The sequence below is a fragment of the Ruegeria sp. YKSD179 genome, assembly GCF_059612885.1.
In genome coordinates, this window is the sequence record NZ_JBXWRL010000016.1 from 16,589 (window position 1) to 34,267 (window position 17,679).

Sequence of the window (17,679 nt, forward strand, 5' to 3'; positions counted from 1 at the left end):
GGCCCATGGAGAAAACCGCACCGATTCCGATGCGGATGGGCGCGTATAGGCGCATTTGCCTCAAATGGCAAAAGGAATCTTTGAATGGTGCCCATGGCAACCAAAACCTCTAGGTGACCTTCGTTCGCGGCGTCCCAGGCAATCAATAGTATGTCCTGTCCAACCTCAAAATCTATGATTTTGACCGAGTCGGCTTTGGGTTTTGAGGTCGAAATAAATTTCGGCGGCGCCTTCGCCTGGTATCACGAATACCGCGCCCGCTTTTACTGCCGGGCCAAACAAGCAGATCGGAAACGCATTCACCAGCGCTCGGGTTTTTGAGAGTATGCGATGTAAAGTGGATGCTTTGGGTGCCCGTCTTTGGTAAGCCCAAGATGAAACAGGGGTTGACCGGTATCGCGCAGCAGGTTTTCGACAGCATAACCGCGATTCAGATGTGAGCCGTGTGTACCCCACGCGGCGATGACCTGATCGGCCCAATCAACACCGTTCAGAATGGCCTCGTCATTCTGAGGCCCAACTGGGTCGATAGCAGCTCGCATCTTGCGTGGATCGGTATCACGCCAGGCAAAAATGTTGGTCACTTGAAAAGCACCAAATCCAAGCGCACGCGCCCTTCGTTCGCAGCGTTCTACCGTCGGGTCGTTTTGAATTTCAGTTGCGGTTGATGGGTTCAGCATTACGAATAAAGCCTTACGCCCCCGAGTGTTCCAGATGCGGGTAAGACTATAACGATATTTCTCGCAGTCCGAATAAACTGCGGTCGAGGGTGCGTCGCCCTTTGTATGGGATCGAGTGATCATGTCCTTTCGCGTAACATGGCTTTCATAAGACGAACACCCGGCTGGGATGCAATTCTCCGGATTTGTAGATGCCTACCGCGACGGCTTTGCCGTCCAATGAGGCCCAAGCCTCGTCGCCATATGCCACGTCAGATGCCATTACCATACCCGCGTTGCCATTGCGCAATCGTGCGGCACCTTCAGGTGTGCACTTAAGCTCGGGCAAATCTTTCAACCCGGTTTCCAACGGATGCAGATATTTCTCCAAAGCAGTGGTTTTGGCCAACCTGTCGATCTGCTCGACGCTCAGTCCATCCTCGGCCTCGAATGGGCCGGACCAGATTCGACGCAATTCTTTGACGTGGCCATGGCATCCAAGTGCCGCGCCAAGATCACGGGCTACTGAACGTACGTAACCGCCTTTACCGCAAGTCATCTCCAGAACCACGTGATCTGGATCAGGCCGGTCAATAAGCAACAGTTCCTCAACCCATAGCGGACGGGCCGACAGCTCCACATCCTCGCCTTCGCGGGCAAGTTTATAGGCGCGCTGACCATCGACTTTGACGGCCGAAAACTTGGGCGGCACCTGCATTATCTCACCCAAAAAGGATGTGAGCGCCTGTTTGATTTCCTTATCGGAAGGACGCGCAGAGTTTTCGGCAATAACCTCACCTTCGGCATCGTCGGTATTGGTGGCCTGCCCCAAGCGCACGGTAAAAACGTAAGCTTTCAGGGCATCGGTGATGTATGGCACGGTTTTGGTCGCTTCGCCTAAGGCAACGGCCAGAACACCTGTTGCTTCTGGGTCCAGCGTGCCTGCGTGACCGGCTTTCTTAGCATCTAAAGCCCAACGAACTTTGTTGACTACGGCGGTCGAAGTCATACCCGCAGGCTTATCAACCACCAGCCAGCCGGAAATATCGCGACCCTTGCGTTTGCGTCCCATCTTGCACCTTGAACTATTCTGAGGCGCGCGGCCTAACGGATCACAACTTGGCTGTCAAATTCAGGGTAAGTCTTCGACCACCCCAACAATTGGCCCCAACGAAAACCCAACGTCCGAGCGGTTCCCTGCACGGTCGTACATGCGTGAAATGTTACCGTCAAAGAAAAGCGCGTTAGGCGTTTCCAACACATCGCGAAACAAGCGGCCGAACTCGTGAAACGTCACATAATCGTCTGAAATGGCAAACACTGCACGAGTACCATCTGCGCTGGTACCGACGCCGTTGCGAATATATCGAGACGTTGCATCGGAAAGAAAGCGCGGATGAAGATCGCCATCAATCACCAGCATAGGGCCGGACTGACTGGCAAAACGGCACTCGGGTGCTTGATCGACGAAGTCCAGGGTTTCGAACACATCCGCGCGGCCAGGACGGATACAGAATACTCCGTTTGGCAAGAGACCGAAATTTCCTGGCCCCGCGTTTGGGATGACCCGCATAATTTCAACACCATCTTCTACGAAATGGCCAACAGGCGCGCGGTCTTCGTGATACATTCCGGCGTTCATTGCAAAAGCAAGGCGTTTGCCGCTGGAACTTAACGCCTCGTTGACCGACGAAAAATGCCCAAGCGGATCGCCATCTTCGTCGTACAGAAAAAGGCGCAGGTCTTCTGATGCTGCGTCCACTTCGCAGACTGTATAACGTTTATCTTCGTGCATCAGCTTTTCACAGGTGACCGCCGCAGCTTGAGCAGCCCAGATCAGCGCAACCAAAATGACAAATAAGCGGATCACTCGTCCAGATCACGGCGCACCGCGTCCTGTTCAAACATCCGCCGGGTGTCCTCCAGCCGATCAAAAGTATCGTCAAGCCGGAAGCGCAGATCGGGGGAGAACTTCAGCCCGACCTTCTTACCGACCATGCGCCGCAACTCGCCCTTGTTGCGGGCCAGCAAGTCAATCACGTCCTCCTGCCCTTTGCCGCCTAGCGGCAACACATAAGCGGTGGCGATCTTTAAATCCGGTGACGTGCGGACCTCGCCTACGGTGATCGACATACGGTTTAGGTCGGGGTCATGGACATCGCCGCGTGAAAGTACCTCGGACAAGGTACGGCGGATCAATTCGCCGACGCGCAATTGTCTTTGGGAAGGCCCGGGGCCATCGAGAAACTTATTCTTTGCCATACCACCGATCTAAGCGCAAAGCAGGGCTTTGCCAAGCGGCCCTTAACCGGGTAGGAGGCTTTGAGCCGACTGACAGAAAGGACCAGCGCAATGACCCATATTCCCGGGATCGTTATCACAGGGGCCTCGGGCCGAATGGGGCAGATGCTGATCAAGACCGTTGCTGATAACGATCATACACGTCTTGTAGGCGCGGTAGAGCGTAAGGGACATGACTGGATCGGACAGGACGTAGGTCAGGCGATGGGCGGGCAAGCGCTTGGTGTAAAAGTGACGGATGACCCCTTGGAAGCATTTGCGCAGGCGCAGGCCATAATTGATTTCACCTCGCCCGAGGCAACGCTTGAGTTTGCAGCGCTGGCGGCGCAGGCACGCTGCGTGCATGTCATCGGAACTACCGGCATGACAGAAGAACAGATTGCTGCATTGGAACCAGCGTCGCGTCATGCCGTAATCGTACGCGCAGGTAACATGAGCCTCGGCGTGAACCTGCTGGTGCAACTGACCAAAAAGGTTGCCGCCGCGCTGGATGAAGACTTCGACATCGAAATTACCGAGGCCCACCATCACCACAAGGTCGATGCGCCATCGGGCACCGCACTGATGTTAGGAGAGGCCGCCGCCGAAGGACGTGGAGTTAAACTTGCGGATATTTCGGATCGAGGTCGCGACGGCATCACCGGTGCGCGCAAACGTGGCGACATCGGTTTCCACGCCATCCGAGGCGGAGACGTCGTAGGTGAGCACGACGTGTTGTTCGCGGCCCCCGGTGAACGCATTGTTTTGCGTCATCTGGCCTCAGACCGTGCGATTTTTGCTCGCGGTGCGCTGAAAGCCGCGCTTTGGGGGCAAGGCAGGGCACCGGGTCAATATGACATGATAGATGTATTGGGCCTCTAACGTTTCTCTGTCATGGACGAATCGTCAATCGACGATATGATCACAACATGTGGTTATCAAAGTCAGGCATTGTTACGGTCGTAATACTTACGGTTTTTTATCTGACCTTGCTGCCTTTTCTTGCGCATGCATTTGAGTTGATCACGGTGGGTCTTTCCGCCTTTCCGTGGCGACAAACCTATCTTTTTGCCGCCGACCAATCAGTCGGCAACGCTGCGATGATGTTGCATATCACTGCTGGGTCGGTGCTGGTGGCCTTGGTGCCGTTGCAGATGGTCGGGCGCATTCGGCTGCGAAACATTTCATTTCATCGCGGTATCGGCTCGCTGCTGGTTGTCTTGGCATTGACCACCGGGCTGGCTGGAATGGTTTATATTCCTCTGCGTGGGACCATTGGCGGACCGCTTATGTCTGCGGCATTTTTCATATATGGTTTTTGCCTCTTTACCGCCGCGCTGATGCTGGCGCGGATGGTCTTTATTGGAAATAGGCAGGGGCACTGGGAGTGGGCACTTCGCCTGTTTTGGCTCGCGCTGGGTTCCTGGTTATACCGGGTGCACTACACTCTGTGGTATTTGCTGACCGGAGGTCTCTGGTCCGAGCCCGACTTTTCAGGCCCATTCGATCTTATACAGAATTTTGCCTTCTATTTGCCGTATCTGGTGGCCGTCCAGTTCTGGATCGTGGCGCACCGCGATGCCCATCAAGGAACCTTGCCGAAGCGTCTGGGAGCCTGGCAATCACTATTGGCTGGTTTTCGGTACGCTGAACGGCAACCTTTAACCCGCGCCAAGATGCCTATCTACCATCCGCTGCACCATAGGCGCGAAATGGGTGAAATCCGGAGTCTTCATGTCGGCTATCTTGCCTGCCTCATCCAGATAGCGCACCTGAATGATTTCTTTAAGATTTGGGTTGGTTTCAAATTCTGCAACTTCTTCGGCGTTCATCGGTCCACCCTGAAGGTCCAGTGTATGGACCGAGGCTGAGGACAATCGGTTAAAGTACTCAGGTTTGGTTGCACAGAGATACCTTTTGGCCGCCACGTGAAAACGGCAACAATCTGTAATGACCGATGGAAAAAACTGTTCCAGAACCTGTGCGCCCGCGTCTTCATGGTGGCGGTCCTCTTTATCGTCGGGATGATACGTTCCGAACTCGGATGTGAAATGCCCAATGTCGTGCAACAATGCGCCTACGATAATTTCTTCGGACATACCGTTTTGTTCGGCGATTGTGGCGCCCTGAAGCATGTGTTCGGCCATGGTCACTGGTTCGCCGAGATATTCCTCACCACCTCGGCGTTCGAAGATGTCTGCAATAAAAGCTACGATGTTGTCGCGGTTCAGGTTCTGGAAATCCGGCTTCATTCTGCCGCCTCAGTCCGGGTTACCTGCAATGCGGCCAAGGTCGACAGCAAACCATCCTTGTCGGCATAGCACCCCTGTAACCAGCGAGACCCAGCTCCGGAGTAACCCAGGCGCGCGTGCAGAACGCGTGTGTTGTCAACGATAAAACTTTCGCCCGGTTCCAGCTTGAATGACACTCCCATATCCGGGTCATCAATGATTTCGCCCAACTGGCGGTAGGCGGCATAGTAACCCTCCATCTTCTCAAATGGAATGTCGATCAAAGGTGCGGCGGACCTATTGTTAAACCGGATAGCTATAAGTTCACCATCTGGTGCAAGTTCGATCATAGGGCGGCGCGACTGCAAGCAGACACCGTCGGATCCTTTGTATTCAAACCTTGCGGGATGGCTCGAAAGCAGGTTGAACCCTTCTGGGTTTTCATCGCGCAGGCGCTGGGCCGCACGAAATCCGTCTACAACGATCGAGTCGCCACCTTCGGCGCTGTTTTCAAGGCAATAAAGTATCTGTAAGGTAGGTACGGGATCGCGATAAGGGTTATCGGTATGCGCCTGCAGTACCAAGCCAGTATAGGCGAGGTTGGTAGGATTTACTTCGGTCCGAACTTCGAAATAGGGACCGTAATTAGTTTCACGCACGTACCCGAACAAGTCAGCGACTTTCAGCAAAGACTCGGGTTCAATCGGGCCGTTTGTCAGCTTTGCAAATCCAAACTCGGCAATTGCGGCCAGCCAGTCGCACTTGACGGTAGGATCGGTGTGAATTTCGATCCAATCGGCACTTGGCGCTTTGATCCCTCGTTGCCATGTCGTTATGCCGGGGGCGACCCTGCCGACGGTATTAGGTCGATGGCAGTCATAGACATGATTTTTCAACCAACCACTGGGGAAGGTAACAGTTTTGTCTTCGGGCTGAAACGTGACCAATAAATTGCCGTTTTCAATATTAGCGTCTGCCACGCGTAAATTGGACGGTATATCTCCGATAGTGATCAGTCGCTGGCCATTGCCGGGCGCCCGGGTTTCCGGATCCAGCGCGTTGTCGCGCAGCCAAATGCCGTGAAAACGGGCTTGTTGCCCCTCAGAAAATTCAACGATTACAACGGAGCCATCATGAGTGGCATGGCGCAGCATCGGTATCTCCAGTTCAGTGCAAACTTTGGTTGAGGAAATAACCGGGTTATGACATTACGACAATTAATCCTTATTGGCATAAAGGCCAAGAATAATTGATGGCTAAGAATAAGGTTGGCTTGCCGCCTCTGGATTGGTTGCGGGTATTAGAGGCGGCAGGGAGATTGGGTGGCTTTTCCGCCGCAGCGCGGGAATTCGGGCTAACGCAGGCCGCTGTTAGTCAGCGAATTGGCAATCTCGAGGCATGGTTAGGTCGCACCCTGTTTGTGCGTGAAGCCCGCGGCGTATCTTTGACTGTCGAAGGCGAAAGCTATTTGCCCTTGGTGCAAGACAGCCTTCAGGCGTTGGAACGAAACACCGAAGACCTGTTCGGAAAGTCGCCTCGCGAACTTAGGGTGGCTGGGTTGTCATCGCACATTTATGCGCTGGTTATACCGCGTCTTCCCAGCTTTCTTGAGTTGCGGCCCAAAGTCCGAGTAATGACGGACACGGTTGCCCGCCGTTCGTCATTGGAAGAAGAAAAAACCTGGTTACAGATCCGATATGGCCGTGGGGCTTGGGCGGGGCGCGGGGCGGTATTAATCGCACCTGAAGTTCTTACCCCAATGGCGGCTAATGGCGTTAATTGGGGCGCGCCGCTGGTCGAACAGCGCGGAGAGCGTCCGGGATGGCGCGATTGGGCTAAAGTTTCAGAGATGCAGGAGTTGCCTCAGGCCCATATCAGTTTCGATTCGATGGGCCATGCGATTGCTGCGGCACGTCAAGGGATGGGCGTTGTGCTGGGATCGGTGCCACTTGCTTCTGGCCACCTGAAGTCAGGTCAATTGCGAAAGTTAAACATGCCTGAATTGGAAACACGTGACGGTTACTGGCTGACCTGGCCAGAGGATAGAGCGAGATCCAAAAGGCAACGATCATTGATCGAGGATTTTCTGGAGGTACTACGTGCCCCTCATTGATCAGAAATCGATGGCAATGCCTTTCTTCTCCCAATCACCAAATCGGGCTGGGTCCGGCCCCTTGCGACCGCCCAATTCCTTCGGCTGAGGTTTTGCCTTTGTGTCAGCCTCGCGGCGGCGTTCTTCGGCCTCGGCCAAGGCGCGTTGGGCAGCAGGTGGAAGGTCTTTGTTGTTGTTACTCATACCATCGGGTTCCTTTTCAGGCATGGGCTTGATATACGCCCTCGTCCGCAGATGGCAATACGGGCAAAGGTTACACGAAAGGCAAGTCAATGTCCGACAGCGCAACTGCCGCGCGACGCAGCGCAATCTATTTGCTGGATCAAATATTGGGCGAAGGTCGGTTGCTTTCGGAATGTCTGAATGCGGGAATTCTTGACAAGTTAGGCCCGGAGGATCGCGCCCGTGCCCAACGGCTGGTGCTTGAAACATTGCGTGGCTTGGAGCGCGCGGATCGGTTGTTGGCCAATCACCTAAAACGTACGCCCGCGTTAACCGTACATAACGCGCTGCGCGTAGGTACAGTGGAGCTGTGCCAAGGTGAGGCGGCCCACGGTGTTGTGAATTCGATGGTTGAAATCGTTGGACGCTCACGCAAACACGGACGGTTAAAAGGGTTGGTAAACGCTGTCTTGCGCAAGGTGGCGGCTGAGGGGCCGGAGGCTTGGCCGCGCATGCGGGTTCCGCGGTTGCCTGATTGGTTGCGCCAGCCTCTTGTCATGGCATGGGGCACGGGCGCTGTGAATGCCATGGAACAGGCGCATTTTACCGGTGCTCCCCTTGATGTGACAGTAAAACCGGGCGGGCAAAGCCCCGGCGGTGAGACGATACCGACTGGGACAGTCAGGTTACAGAATGCAGGGCAGGTTTCCGCGTTGCCAGGATTCAAGGGCGGGGATTGGTGGGTGCAAGACGCCGCTGCTGCAGTTCCAGTTCGCGTCCTGGCGCCCAAGGCCAATGAAGTGATTTTGGATCTTTGTGCCGCGCCGGGCGGAAAGACACTCCAATTGGCGGCGGCCGGCGCCGATGTCACGGCGTTGGATGTCTCAGAAATTCGGCTTGAGCGGGTTAGGCAGAACCTTGTTCGTACAGGCCTTTCTGCCAATGTGATTACTGGCGACGCGCTTGATCATCATGGGCAATATGACGCGATTCTGCTGGATGCGCCTTGTTCAGCTACAGGTACGATCCGACGTCACCCTGATTTGCCCTATGCCAAGGACGGGTCCGAGTTTGATGCCTTGTTCGATCTGCAGACTCGAATGCTGGATCACGCGTGGACCTTACTTAAACCAGGTGGTCGTTTGGTATATTGCACCTGCTCATTGTTGCCGGATGAGGGCGAAGTACAGATTGAAGAAGCTTTGGAACGGCACGCTGATATGCAGGTGGATTCTGATGCGTTGAATGTGCCTGGTGTAGACCCCAAATGGATCACTGCCGAAGGTGGCCTTCGATTGCGTCCGGATTACTGGACTGACTTGGGTGGCATGGATGGGTTCTACATCGCATGCCTCAACAAATCCGTCTGAGTGCACTCTTTTCGATGACTTCACGTCCAGACCCGTCTATCGTTGGTTCAGACGCCATCAGAGCGTCAGGGGCAGAGTAACGAGCGGCATGTCAAAGTCGGACACCATGGCAAACCGATGGACGCGGTTTCAGAACCGTCTTTACGCACGGCTGAGCCAGAGGCGTAGAGCTGTTTCCGGGTTTGTTGGGCAACCAGAACCTCGTACCGTCGGGTCCTTTGCGCGTGGTCGACAACTTATTGCCGGAAACCTTCTTTTCGCCGGCTATCTGGTCGAGGCCGAAGATACAGATTTGTGGAACGTCCCCGCACCAAGCGCGGCGTTTGATGACGAACGGCATGGTTTTTCCTGGTTGGATGATTTGGCTGCCGTTGGCGATATGCGAGCCCGGGACAAGGCGCAGCGTTGGGTTTGGGGGTGGATCGAATCACATGGAAACGGCCATGGTTACGGTTGGGCGCCAGACCTGACCGGGCGGCGCGTGCTTCGCTGGATTTACCACGGTATGTTCCTTTTGCGTGGCATGGACGAGGCGCAAAGTAAGTTATTTTTCCGCTCGCTGACGCAACAGACATGGTTTTTGTCAAAGCGTTGGTCTGCAGCAACGCCGGGCCTGCCTAGATTTGAGGCCCTGGCCGGTCTGGTTCAGGCCGGTCTCGCTTTGGATGGACTGGAACAAATTGCCGATCCCGCTTTGCGCGCCCTTGCACGTGAATGTGACAGGCAAGTAGATGCTCAAGGCGGAATCGCCACCCGCAACCCGGAGGAGCTGTTGGAGGTTTTCACGTTATTGTCGTGGACATCCGCAGCACTTAGCGAAGTTGGCCGGGGCACTCCGGCCGCTCAGACGGATGCAATAAAGCGTATCGCTCCAACCTTGCGTAACCTGCGTCACGCGGATGGCGGTTTGGCGCGTTTTCACGGAGGTGGACGCGGGATAGACGGGCGACTAGATCAGGCGCTGGCTCAAAGTGGCGTGAAGCCTAAACCGAGTTCCGGTCTGTCCATGGGGTTCGCCCGAATGAACGCTGCCAGAACCACGGTTATCGTTGATGCAAGCACGCCGCCTACTGGTGCCGCATCGTACAATGCCCATGCGTCGACACTTGCTTTCGAGCTGACGTCGGGCCGTCGGCCTTTGATTGTGAATTGCGGATCCGGCAGTAGTTTCGGCCCGGAATGGAGGCGCGCCGGTCGGGCAACGCCATCGCATTCGACGCTAAGCTTGGATGGGTATTCTAGTGCCCGGCTAGCCGCACCAGCCCGCGGAACAATGAATGAAGCCCTAATTGATGGCCCTCGTAGCGTGCCAATTGATACTGAAGATGCGTTTGAAGGCTATCGGTTTATGGTGGGACATGATGGCTATGCTAAAGTGTTCGGACTGACCCATGCGCGCACTTTTGAGCTGCGATTTGACGGCCGGGAACTAACAGGTGAGGATATTCTGCTAACCGCAACGGACAAGGCAAAACGCCAGTTCGATAAGGCCTTGGATGCGTCCGGCCTGAAGGGAATTACTTTCGACATAAGATTTCACCTTCATCCTGATGTTGATGCTGCGCTGGATCTGGGGGGCGCGGCGGTGTCTATGGCGCTCAAAAGTGGAGAGATTTGGGTTTTTCGTCATGACCGCATAGGGAAATTGTCTTTTGAACCAAGCGTTTATCTTGAAAAAGGTCGTTTAAAGCCCCGCGCGACAAAACAGATCGTTCTATCCGGCCGCGCAATGGAGTATGCGACGCGCATCCGGTGGACGCTGAGCAAGGCCCAGGATACAGCCTATGCCGTACGCGACCTGCACCGGGACGAGCCCGAGTTTGACTGACGCCAAAAGGACCTTTGGACCCATGACCGATCTTCACCCCGTGCGCCGCGCGTTGCTTTCCGTTTCCGATAAAACCGGGCTGATCGAGCTGGGCAAGGCGCTGGCTGAACGTGGGGTAGAATTGCTATCGACCGGCGGCACGGCCAATGCGCTGCGTGAAGCTGGACTTGCGGTGAAAGACGTAAGCGAGATAACAGGCTTCCCCGAGATGATGGATGGCCGGGTCAAAACTCTGCATCCTATGGTTCATGGCGGACTTTTGGCACTTCGCGACAATGAGACTCATGTCGCAGCCATGGAAGAACACAGCATCGGCGCAATCGATCTGCTAGTCGTGAACCTCTATCCGTTCGAGGAAACGGTGGCAAAAGGTGCGGACTACGACGAGTGCATCGAGAATATCGATATCGGAGGTCCTGCGATGATCCGTGCCGCGTCCAAAAACCATGCATTTGTCAATGTTGTGGTGGACGTTGAAGATTATTCGTCGCTGCTCGATCAATTAGAAGAAAACTACGGAAAAACGTCGCTGGGTTTCCGCCAATGGTTGGCCCAGAAAGCATATGCTCGCACTGCAGCGTATGACACAGCAGTTTCAAACTGGATGGCCGACGCCTTGCAGCTGGATGCGCCCAATCGCCGTGCTTTTGTTGGCAAGTTGAAACAAACCTTGCGCTATGGCGAAAACAGTCACCAACAGGCGGCCTTTTACACGGATGGTACCAACCGCCCCGGAGTAGCCACTGCTGTTCAGCATCAGGGAAAAGAGCTGAGCTATAACAATATAAATGATACAGATTCCGCTTTTGAGTTGGTGGCAGAATTCGACCCGGCTGAAGAGGCAGCCTGTGCGATTATCAAACATGCCAATCCGTGTGGCGTGGCCAAAGGCGCCACCTTGTTAGAGGCTTACAAAGCAGCCTTCGACTGCGACCGGACCTCGGCCTTTGGCGGGATCGTGGCACTGAACCAACCGCTCGACGCCGAAACCGCACAGGAAATCACCGGGATTTTCACCGAAGTCGTGATCGCCCCCGGTGCTTCGGATGAAGCCAAAGCGATCTTTGCGGCCAAGAAGAACCTGCGTCTGTTGACGACCGAAGGCCTTCCGGACGTGACCGCAGCCGCAAAAACCGTGCGTCAGGTCGCAGGTGGTTTGCTGGTCCAAGACAAGGATAACGGTTTTGTCGGCATGGACGACCTCAGGGTCGTTACCAAGAATGAGCCGACCGAAGAGCAAATGCGAGACCTGCTGTTTGCATGGAAAGTTGCTAAACACGTCAAGTCCAACGCAATCGTTTATGTCAAAGATGGCGCAACCGTCGGCGTGGGCGCTGGCCAGATGAGTCGAGTCGACTCGGCCCTTATAGCTGCTAAAAAGGCTGAGCGCATGGCAGATACCTTGGGTCTGTCGCAACCGTTGACCATCGGCTCGGCTGTGGCATCTGACGCATTCTTCCCCTTCCCCGACGGTCTAATGGAAGCCGCTCAAGCAGGTGCAACTTGCGTTATCCAGCCAGGCGGTTCGATGCGCGATGACGAAGTGATTGCGGCGGCAGACGAGGCTGGGCTTGCAATGGTTTTTACTGGCATGCGGCATTTCCGGCACTGATGCGGTATAGAGTTCTTATCTGGGCTGGTCTGGCCACATTTCTGATCGATCAGATCAGCAAGTATGTGGTTGTTCACATGATGCGCGTGGCCGATCAGCCCGGTGGTATAGATGTGCTGCCGCCGCTGCTAGTGTTTCGATACGGAGAGAATCGAGGCATCAATTTCGGCCTGTTTCAGGGAAACAGCGAAGCGGCGCGTTGGGCACTGATTGGTGTTTCATTAGCCATTTGTATTGGTGTTTTTGTGTGGCTTCGCCGCTCGTCGCCCTCAAGCCTCATGTTGCTTTGTGGCGGCATCTTGATTGGTGGAGCATTGGGAAATGTCCTCGACCGTATGATCTACGGCTATGTACTGGACTTTCTGAACATGTCCTGCTGCGGAATTGATAACCCTTTTGTTTTCAATCTGGCCGATGTGTTCGTTTTTGCAGGCGCTTTGGGACTTGTCCTGTTTGACGCGAAAAAGCCCTCGTGACCTGTTCGATATTATGCGATAAAAGCTCCTGAAACTTGCTGGAGAAACGAATGCGGACGCCGCACGCCATTATTGTTTTGACGCTCGCTGCTGCGGTGGCGGCGTGCTCCAAATCTGGCTTGCGGGACCTGCAACCACCGGGTCCGGGTCCTGATGAGTTTTCTGTGCTGCCGGTCAAGCCGTTGACCCAACCTCAGGATTACGCTTTTCTTCCTGCCCCTACCCCTGGCGGCGCAAATTTGACTGATCCGACGCCAAAGGCCGATGCCGTTGTTGCATTGGGTGGTAGCGAGTCGGCACTGAACCCGAATGCGGCGATACCGGCAGGGGACGCCGCACTGGTAACGGCGTCAAGCAGATATGGCGTTCCGGCAAACACAAGACAGCTGGTTAGGCAGGAAGATGACGAATTCCGCAAGCGCCGTGGACGCTGGACGGGACTGCGGCTGTTCCCGGTCGATCGCTACGCGCAAGTTTACGAACGGCAAGCGATCGATCCCCATGCACAGACCCGAGCGGCAAGGCAACGCGGTATTGAGACGCCTTCGTCCCCACCGGATGAATAATTCTTAACTTTTCGTCATCACCCTTGAACCTGGACCGCACCACCGTAGTTTGTGACCTGAAACGAAACGGAGGATGCCCCATGCTAAGGGCCCTTGCATTGTCAGCGGCCCTGATGGTCGCAACCCCTCTGGCAGCCGGCGAAGGACATGAGGCGGTCACGACATTCACGCTGGATAACGGCATGGATATAGTTGTGATAGAAGACCACCGCGCCCCTGTCGTACAGCATATGGTCTGGTATCGTGCCGGTTCCGCGGACGAACCTGTTGGCTCTTCTGGCGTAGCGCATTTTCTTGAACATCTTTTGTTCAAAGCCACGGATGACTTGGCGGCGGGTGAGTTCTCGGCAACTGTCGCGGCCAATGGCGGTAATGACAACGCATTTACCTCCTACGACTACACTGCGTATTTCCAGCGTGTTGCATCGGACAGGCTCGAACTGATGATGCAGATGGAAGCGGATCGGATGCGCAACATCCAACTGACCGAAAATGACATCGCCACAGAACGGGATGTCATTCTTGAAGAGCGTAACCAAAGGACGGAAAATAACCCACGCGCCTTGTTTGGCGAGCAGATGAGCGCGGCGCAGTACCTCAACCATCGCTACGGTGTGCCGATCATCGGCTGGCGACATGAGATGGAGACGCTGGACATGGATGATGCATTGTCGTTTTACGAAACACATTATGCACCCAACAATGCCATTTTGGTTGTTACCGGCGATGTCGAGCCAGATGAGGTAAAGGCGCTCGCAGAAAAACACTATGGTTTGATACCAGCTAATCCGAACCTGCCAGAGCGCATTCGTTCGCAAGAGCCGCCGCAAACAGCCGAGCGTCGTCTGACGTACAAGGATCCCAGGGTTGCACAACCCTATGTACAGCGCAGTTATCTGGCCCCCGAACGCAATCCGGGTGAGCAGGAAGAAGCGGCTGCATTGTTCCTGCTGGCTGAGCTATTGGGTGGCAGCACTACATCTTTCCTGAACGAAAAGTTGCAGTTCGAGCAGCAGATGGTGGTTTACGCAGGCGCTTTTTATCGAGGCGTTTCTCTGGATAATACGACGTTCGACCTGATCGTTGTTCCTGCCGAAGGGGTCTCTTTGCAGGAGGCCGAAGACGCGATGGATCAAGTCGTCGCAGATTTCATTACCGAAGGTGTGAACCCAGTTGACTTAGAGCGGATCAAGATGCAGCTGCGGGCCGCACAAACCTACGCGCGCGATAACGTAGACGGGATTGGCAATCGGTACGGGCGTGCGCTTACTAGCGGGTTGACGGTCGAAGATGTGCAAGCATGGCCCGATATTCTGCAGGCAGTAACAGGCGAGGAAATCATCGCCGCTGCACGCGATGTGCTGCAACGTGAATCTTCGGTAACCGGATGGCTGATGCGCGATGATGAGGTGACGCAATGAAACGCTTAATAGCGGTTTTGGTCTCATGCCTGATTGCCCTGCCTGCGTTAGCAGAGATCGAAATAAAAGAAGTCACTTCGCCAAGTGGGATCAAGGCTTGGTTGGTCGAGGATCATTCAATACCTTTCACGGCGCTCGAATTGCGGTTTCGTGGCGGAACATCGCTGGATGAACCGGATAAGCGTGGAGCTGTGTATCTGATGAGCGGTTTGATCGAGGAAGGTGCTGGCGACATGGACGCGCGAACATACGCGCGCGAGCTTGAATCTCTGGCCGCTTCGTTTCAGTACAATGCCACGGACGACACTGTGTCTATCTCAGCTCAGTTTCTGACTGAGAACCGAGATGAGGTAATTGATCTGTTGCATACAACGATTCACGAGCCGCGTTTCGATCCCGATGCTGTGGAGCGGGTTCGCGCCCAGGTTTTGTCGGGGCTGAAATCCGACCAGACTGATCCTAACGACATTGCCGGTCTCAACTTTGCGAAGATGGCATATGGTGATCACCCATACGGCACTGAAGGCAAAGGATCGATCGAGAGCGTGTCGGTCCTGACACGAGAAGATGTGATCGCAGCCTACGAAGGCGTTTTTGCAAGGGATCGTCTGTACGTCGGAGCTGTTGGAGACATCACTGCCGAAGAACTAGGTGCCTTATTGGACAATTTGCTGGCTGACCTGCCCGCCGAAGGGAAGCCGATCCCTGCAAAAGCCGAAGTGACAATCGCTGGCGGCGTCAGCGTGGTGGACTTTGACACGCCACAATCCGTGGCTCTATTTGGCCAAAAAGGTATCGACCGCGATGATCCGGATTTCTTTCCAGCCTTTATACTGAATCACATTTTGGGCGGTGGCGGGTTCGAAAGCCGTCTGATGCAAGAAGTACGCGAAAAACGTGGGCTGACCTATGGAATTGCGACTTATCTGGTGCCCAAGGACTTAGCGTCAGTTTATTTGGGTTCGGTCTCATCAGCGAATGATCGCATAGCAGAGGCAGTTGATGTGATCCGTGCTGAGTGGGCTAGAGCAGCGGCCGAAGGTGTCACCCAGAAAGAGCTGGAAGATGCCAAGACGTATCTGACTGGTGCCTATCCGCTTCGGTTTGATGGTAATGGCCAGATTGCGGGGATTATGGTTGGCATGCAAATGGAAGATTTGCCGATCGATTATATATCCACCCGCAACGACAAAGTTAACGCAGTGACGCTTGAAGATGTGAACCGCGTTGCATCTGAGTTGCTCGACCCTGATGGTTTGCATTTCACTATTGTGGGTAAACCCGAAGGTCTAGAGGGTTAAATCGGTCAGGCCGCGGCGGCGGCCCGGTTTTGCGCTGCTACCGTGTGTACGTTGCTGTTGAGCAGTTTTTGCCGCGCGTGCCGGAAATGTGCCGCCTTCAAGGCTGCGTCTAGTTGACTGTTTCGCCGCAGCAATCGGATCAGGCGGGGACCGTCAAAAACCAGACAAGTGGTCGGTTGGGTAGCAAGAACCGTTGCTGTAGCCGGAAGTCCAAGACCAAACGTTAATTCCCCCAAAATTTCGTCAGCACTGCATACGTTTATGACTTTGCCGCCTTTTAGAATAGTAGTTCGGCCGCTGAGTAAAAAACCCAAGAAATCCGAAGTGTGCCCTTCTTCGATCAGGACGTCGCCGGGTTCGAATTTCATTACTTTGGAAGTGTTCAGAAGGCGTCGTGCCTGATGGGGTTTGATGGTATCCAGGTATTGCGAGATAAACCGCTTTTCCGGTTCGGAAAACCTGACAAAGTGATATGCGATAAATCCGCGGAGCAGTCCCATTACTGAAATCGCGATATAAGTGATTTGAATAATAACGCCGGCCAGATTGAAATCTTCGGACATGCTAACCAACACACAACCCGCCGCGACGATAACCATCAAGGGATAGGCAATTCCGGTGCCCCTGATAACGCCAATCTGCAGCAGAAAGTAATTCAAGATATACAGCCCAGCGCCGAATACGCCAATTGCGGTAATCAGCTGCATCAACGCGGGGAATTCTAAGGGAAAACTCAGCATGTTGTTTCCAGCCTGCCTCACATCAATTGAGTGACAAGTTGAACGCAGCATGTGGTCATGTATATGAACAAGTTCACATGTTATCGGTGATTTTGACTAGGCTTTAACCTGCGCCCGCAGCATATCACCCATCATTTGACCAAACTTGCCAGACCCGCGCTGATACAATGCTCCGTCAACTGCAAGAACCGTGCCGCTTACATAGCTGGCCATATCCGAGCTGAGAAACAGGCATGCGTCTGCTACGTCTTTGGTCGTCCCCCAACGACCCAACGGCACATCTTTGCGCAGTTGTTCTCCGGCTTGCGGCGTGGGTGCCAAACGTCTGGCGCCCTCGGTGTCTTCGATAAATCCGGGCACAACCGAGTTCACGCGGATACCTTCCATGCCCCATTCCATCGATAGAGTGCGCGTGATCTGGTCCACACCGGCTTTGGCTGCACAGACATGAGCCTGACCCTCATATGGTAAATAGGATTGCGGGGCTGAAATGTTGATGATGCTTGCACCGGGGCGTTTCAAATAGGGATAAGCACCTTTCATCACATGGATCGTTCCCATCAAGTCGATGTCAATCACAGCCTTGAACGCATTGACCGACATTTCCGCCGCCAATGCAGGAAAATTGCCTGCCGCACCCGAGACGAGTACATCAAATTCTCCGAAATCTTGGTGAAACCGCTTTAGGGCGCTGGCAACTGCCTCGTGGTCGCGGACGTCAAAAACCTCACCGATCGCCTCTTCAGCGCCTGCAACCCTTAGGGCTGCAACAGTGTCATCGACTTTTTCCTGCGATCTGCTTGCCACCGCGACCTTGGCTCCAGCGGCGGCAAACGCCTCCGCTATGCCTCGATTGATACCGCTGGTACCGCCAACGACGACAACTGATTTTCCTGCAAAGTTCATATAGGCCTCCCGGA

At 54.6% G+C, this 17,679-nt stretch carries 18 protein-coding genes; 9 read left to right on the forward strand and 9 right to left on the reverse strand.

Translation table 11 applies throughout. From position 1 onward, the window contains the following. Positions 1-299 precede the first annotated feature (299 nt). The 4 genes from AC2FNE_RS10420 to rbfA are packed head-to-tail and all read right to left on the reverse strand — an operon-like array spanning position 300 to position 2,921. Complete coding sequence (locus AC2FNE_RS10420) at positions 300-803, reverse strand: DUF1643 domain-containing protein (protein WP_170603046.1); 504 nt, start codon at positions 801-803, stop codon at positions 300-302. A 22-nt stretch (positions 804-825) separates the two neighbouring features. Further along, positions 826-1,731 (reverse strand): tRNA pseudouridine(55) synthase TruB, encoded by a 906-nt coding sequence (truB, locus tag AC2FNE_RS10425; RefSeq protein ID WP_170603048.1) that lies wholly within the window; start codon positions 1,729-1,731, stop codon positions 826-828. A 60-nt stretch (positions 1,732-1,791) separates the two neighbouring features. Next, positions 1,792-2,529, reverse strand: a complete 738-nt coding sequence (locus tag AC2FNE_RS10430) for a phosphodiester glycosidase family protein (protein WP_367648130.1) — start codon at positions 2,527-2,529, stop codon at positions 1,792-1,794. Beyond that, on the reverse strand, positions 2,526-2,921 hold the full coding sequence (gene rbfA / locus AC2FNE_RS10435) for a 30S ribosome-binding factor RbfA (RefSeq protein WP_496805328.1): 396 nt from the start codon (positions 2,919-2,921) through the stop codon (positions 2,526-2,528). Before rbfA ends, AC2FNE_RS10430 begins: the two co-directional genes overlap by 4 nt. 90 nt (positions 2,922-3,011) lie before the next feature. Between rbfA and dapB the strand changes: the two genes are divergently transcribed. Next, positions 3,012-3,821 carry a 4-hydroxy-tetrahydrodipicolinate reductase gene (dapB, locus tag AC2FNE_RS10440; RefSeq protein WP_170603052.1) on the forward strand — a complete coding sequence of 270 codons (810 nt, stop codon included), beginning with the start codon at positions 3,012-3,014 and terminating at the stop codon, positions 3,819-3,821. A 779-nt stretch (positions 3,822-4,600) separates the two neighbouring features. Here dapB and tmpB read toward each other — a convergent pair. Next, entirely contained in the window at positions 4,601-5,191 is a 591-nt protein-coding gene (gene tmpB, locus AC2FNE_RS10445) for a (R)-1-hydroxy-2-trimethylaminoethylphosphonate oxygenase (protein WP_170603055.1), read from the reverse strand. After that, positions 5,188-6,324 (reverse strand): 2-trimethylaminoethylphosphonate dioxygenase, encoded by a 1,137-nt coding sequence (gene tmpA, locus AC2FNE_RS10450; RefSeq protein WP_496805329.1) that lies wholly within the window; start codon positions 6,322-6,324, stop codon positions 5,188-5,190. The genes tmpB and tmpA overlap by 4 nt, the downstream gene beginning before the upstream one ends. Before the next feature lie 98 nt (positions 6,325-6,422). Between tmpA and AC2FNE_RS10455 the strand changes: the two genes are divergently transcribed. Continuing rightward, positions 6,423-7,283 (forward strand): LysR family transcriptional regulator, encoded by an 861-nt coding sequence (locus AC2FNE_RS10455; protein ID WP_496805330.1) that lies wholly within the window; start codon positions 6,423-6,425, stop codon positions 7,281-7,283. Here the strand turns inward: AC2FNE_RS10455 and AC2FNE_RS10460 are convergent, their stop codons facing one another. Then, on the reverse strand, positions 7,284-7,466 hold the full coding sequence (locus AC2FNE_RS10460; protein WP_170479693.1) for a DUF1674 domain-containing protein: 183 nt from the start codon (positions 7,464-7,466) through the stop codon (positions 7,284-7,286). A gap of 89 nt (positions 7,467-7,555) precedes the next feature. Between AC2FNE_RS10460 and AC2FNE_RS10465 the strand changes: the two genes are divergently transcribed. The 7 genes from AC2FNE_RS10465 (at position 7,556) to AC2FNE_RS10495 (ending at position 16,019) form a co-directional block, all read left to right on the forward strand. Beyond that, positions 7,556-8,815 carry an RsmB/NOP family class I SAM-dependent RNA methyltransferase gene (locus tag AC2FNE_RS10465; RefSeq protein ID WP_170603061.1) on the forward strand — a complete coding sequence of 420 codons (1,260 nt, stop codon included), beginning with the start codon at positions 7,556-7,558 and terminating at the stop codon, positions 8,813-8,815. 88 nt (positions 8,816-8,903) lie between these two features. Further along, positions 8,904-10,643, forward strand: coding sequence for a heparinase II/III family protein (locus tag AC2FNE_RS10470; protein WP_496805331.1), 1,740 nt, complete (start codon positions 8,904-8,906; stop codon positions 10,641-10,643). Between the two features lie 22 nt (positions 10,644-10,665). Beyond that, positions 10,666-12,255: a bifunctional phosphoribosylaminoimidazolecarboxamide formyltransferase/IMP cyclohydrolase gene (purH, locus tag AC2FNE_RS10475; protein WP_170603065.1), complete on the forward strand. Its 1,590-nt coding sequence runs from the start codon at positions 10,666-10,668 to the stop codon at positions 12,253-12,255. Beyond that, the gene (gene lspA / locus AC2FNE_RS10480) at positions 12,255-12,731 is read left to right on the forward strand and encodes a signal peptidase II (RefSeq protein ID WP_170479454.1); all 477 of its coding nucleotides are present in this window, start codon (positions 12,255-12,257) and stop codon (positions 12,729-12,731) included. The genes purH and lspA overlap by 1 nt, the downstream gene beginning before the upstream one ends. A 50-nt stretch (positions 12,732-12,781) precedes the next feature. Next, a complete protein-coding gene (locus AC2FNE_RS10485) occupies positions 12,782-13,297 on the forward strand; it encodes a DUF3035 domain-containing protein (protein WP_170479452.1) in 516 nt (171 codons plus the stop codon). 80 nt (positions 13,298-13,377) lie between these two features. After that, complete coding sequence (locus AC2FNE_RS10490; RefSeq protein WP_496805332.1) at positions 13,378-14,718, forward strand: M16 family metallopeptidase; 1,341 nt, start codon at positions 13,378-13,380, stop codon at positions 14,716-14,718. Next, on the forward strand, positions 14,715-16,019 hold the full coding sequence (locus AC2FNE_RS10495; RefSeq protein ID WP_496805333.1) for a M16 family metallopeptidase: 1,305 nt from the start codon (positions 14,715-14,717) through the stop codon (positions 16,017-16,019). Before AC2FNE_RS10490 ends, AC2FNE_RS10495 begins: the two co-directional genes overlap by 4 nt. Positions 16,020-16,024: 5 nt before the next feature. Here AC2FNE_RS10495 and AC2FNE_RS10500 read toward each other — a convergent pair whose 3' ends face one another. Together AC2FNE_RS10500 and AC2FNE_RS10505 are read right to left on the reverse strand one after the other, a co-directional pair. Next, positions 16,025-16,759, reverse strand: a complete 735-nt coding sequence (locus AC2FNE_RS10500) for a Crp/Fnr family transcriptional regulator (protein WP_170603069.1) — start codon at positions 16,757-16,759, stop codon at positions 16,025-16,027. Between the two features lie 96 nt (positions 16,760-16,855). Next, positions 16,856-17,665, reverse strand: a complete 810-nt coding sequence (locus AC2FNE_RS10505; RefSeq protein WP_170603071.1) for an SDR family oxidoreductase — start codon at positions 17,663-17,665, stop codon at positions 16,856-16,858. Between the last annotated feature and the right edge of the window lie 14 nt (positions 17,666-17,679).

Bases quoted from the DNA above. Each gene is read 5' to 3' on its own strand.
- rbfA (WP_496805328.1), bottom strand. From the start codon at position 2,921: ATGGCAAAGAATAAGTTTCTCGATGGCCCCGGGCCTTCCCAAAGACAA.
- AC2FNE_RS10455 (WP_496805330.1), top strand. From the start codon at position 6,423: ATGGCTAAGAATAAGGTTGGCTTGCCGCCTCTGGATTGGTTGCGGGTA.
- AC2FNE_RS10500 (WP_170603069.1), bottom strand. From the start codon at position 16,759: ATGCTGAGTTTTCCCTTAGAATTCCCCGCGTTGATGCAGCTGATTACC.
- AC2FNE_RS10485 (WP_170479452.1), top strand. From the start codon at position 12,782: ATGCGGACGCCGCACGCCATTATTGTTTTGACGCTCGCTGCTGCGGTG.
- tmpA (WP_496805329.1), bottom strand. From the start codon at position 6,324: ATGCTGCGCCATGCCACTCATGATGGCTCCGTTGTAATCGTTGAATTT.
- purH (WP_170603065.1), top strand. From the start codon at position 10,666: ATGACCGATCTTCACCCCGTGCGCCGCGCGTTGCTTTCCGTTTCCGAT.
- lspA (WP_170479454.1), top strand. From the start codon at position 12,255: ATGCGGTATAGAGTTCTTATCTGGGCTGGTCTGGCCACATTTCTGATC.
- AC2FNE_RS10420 (WP_170603046.1), bottom strand. From the start codon at position 803: ATGATCACTCGATCCCATACAAAGGGCGACGCACCCTCGACCGCAGTT.
- AC2FNE_RS10460 (WP_170479693.1), bottom strand. From the start codon at position 7,466: ATGAGTAACAACAACAAAGACCTTCCACCTGCTGCCCAACGCGCCTTG.
- tmpB (WP_170603055.1), bottom strand. From the start codon at position 5,191: ATGAAGCCGGATTTCCAGAACCTGAACCGCGACAACATCGTAGCTTTT.
- AC2FNE_RS10490 (WP_496805332.1), top strand. From the start codon at position 13,378: ATGCTAAGGGCCCTTGCATTGTCAGCGGCCCTGATGGTCGCAACCCCT.
- truB (WP_170603048.1), bottom strand. From the start codon at position 1,731: ATGGGACGCAAACGCAAGGGTCGCGATATTTCCGGCTGGCTGGTGGTT.
- AC2FNE_RS10505 (WP_170603071.1), bottom strand. From the start codon at position 17,665: ATGAACTTTGCAGGAAAATCAGTTGTCGTCGTTGGCGGTACCAGCGGT.
- AC2FNE_RS10495 (WP_496805333.1), top strand. From the start codon at position 14,715: ATGAAACGCTTAATAGCGGTTTTGGTCTCATGCCTGATTGCCCTGCCT.
- AC2FNE_RS10465 (WP_170603061.1), top strand. From the start codon at position 7,556: ATGTCCGACAGCGCAACTGCCGCGCGACGCAGCGCAATCTATTTGCTG.
- dapB (WP_170603052.1), top strand. From the start codon at position 3,012: ATGACCCATATTCCCGGGATCGTTATCACAGGGGCCTCGGGCCGAATG.
- AC2FNE_RS10470 (WP_496805331.1), top strand. From the start codon at position 8,904: ATGTCAAAGTCGGACACCATGGCAAACCGATGGACGCGGTTTCAGAAC.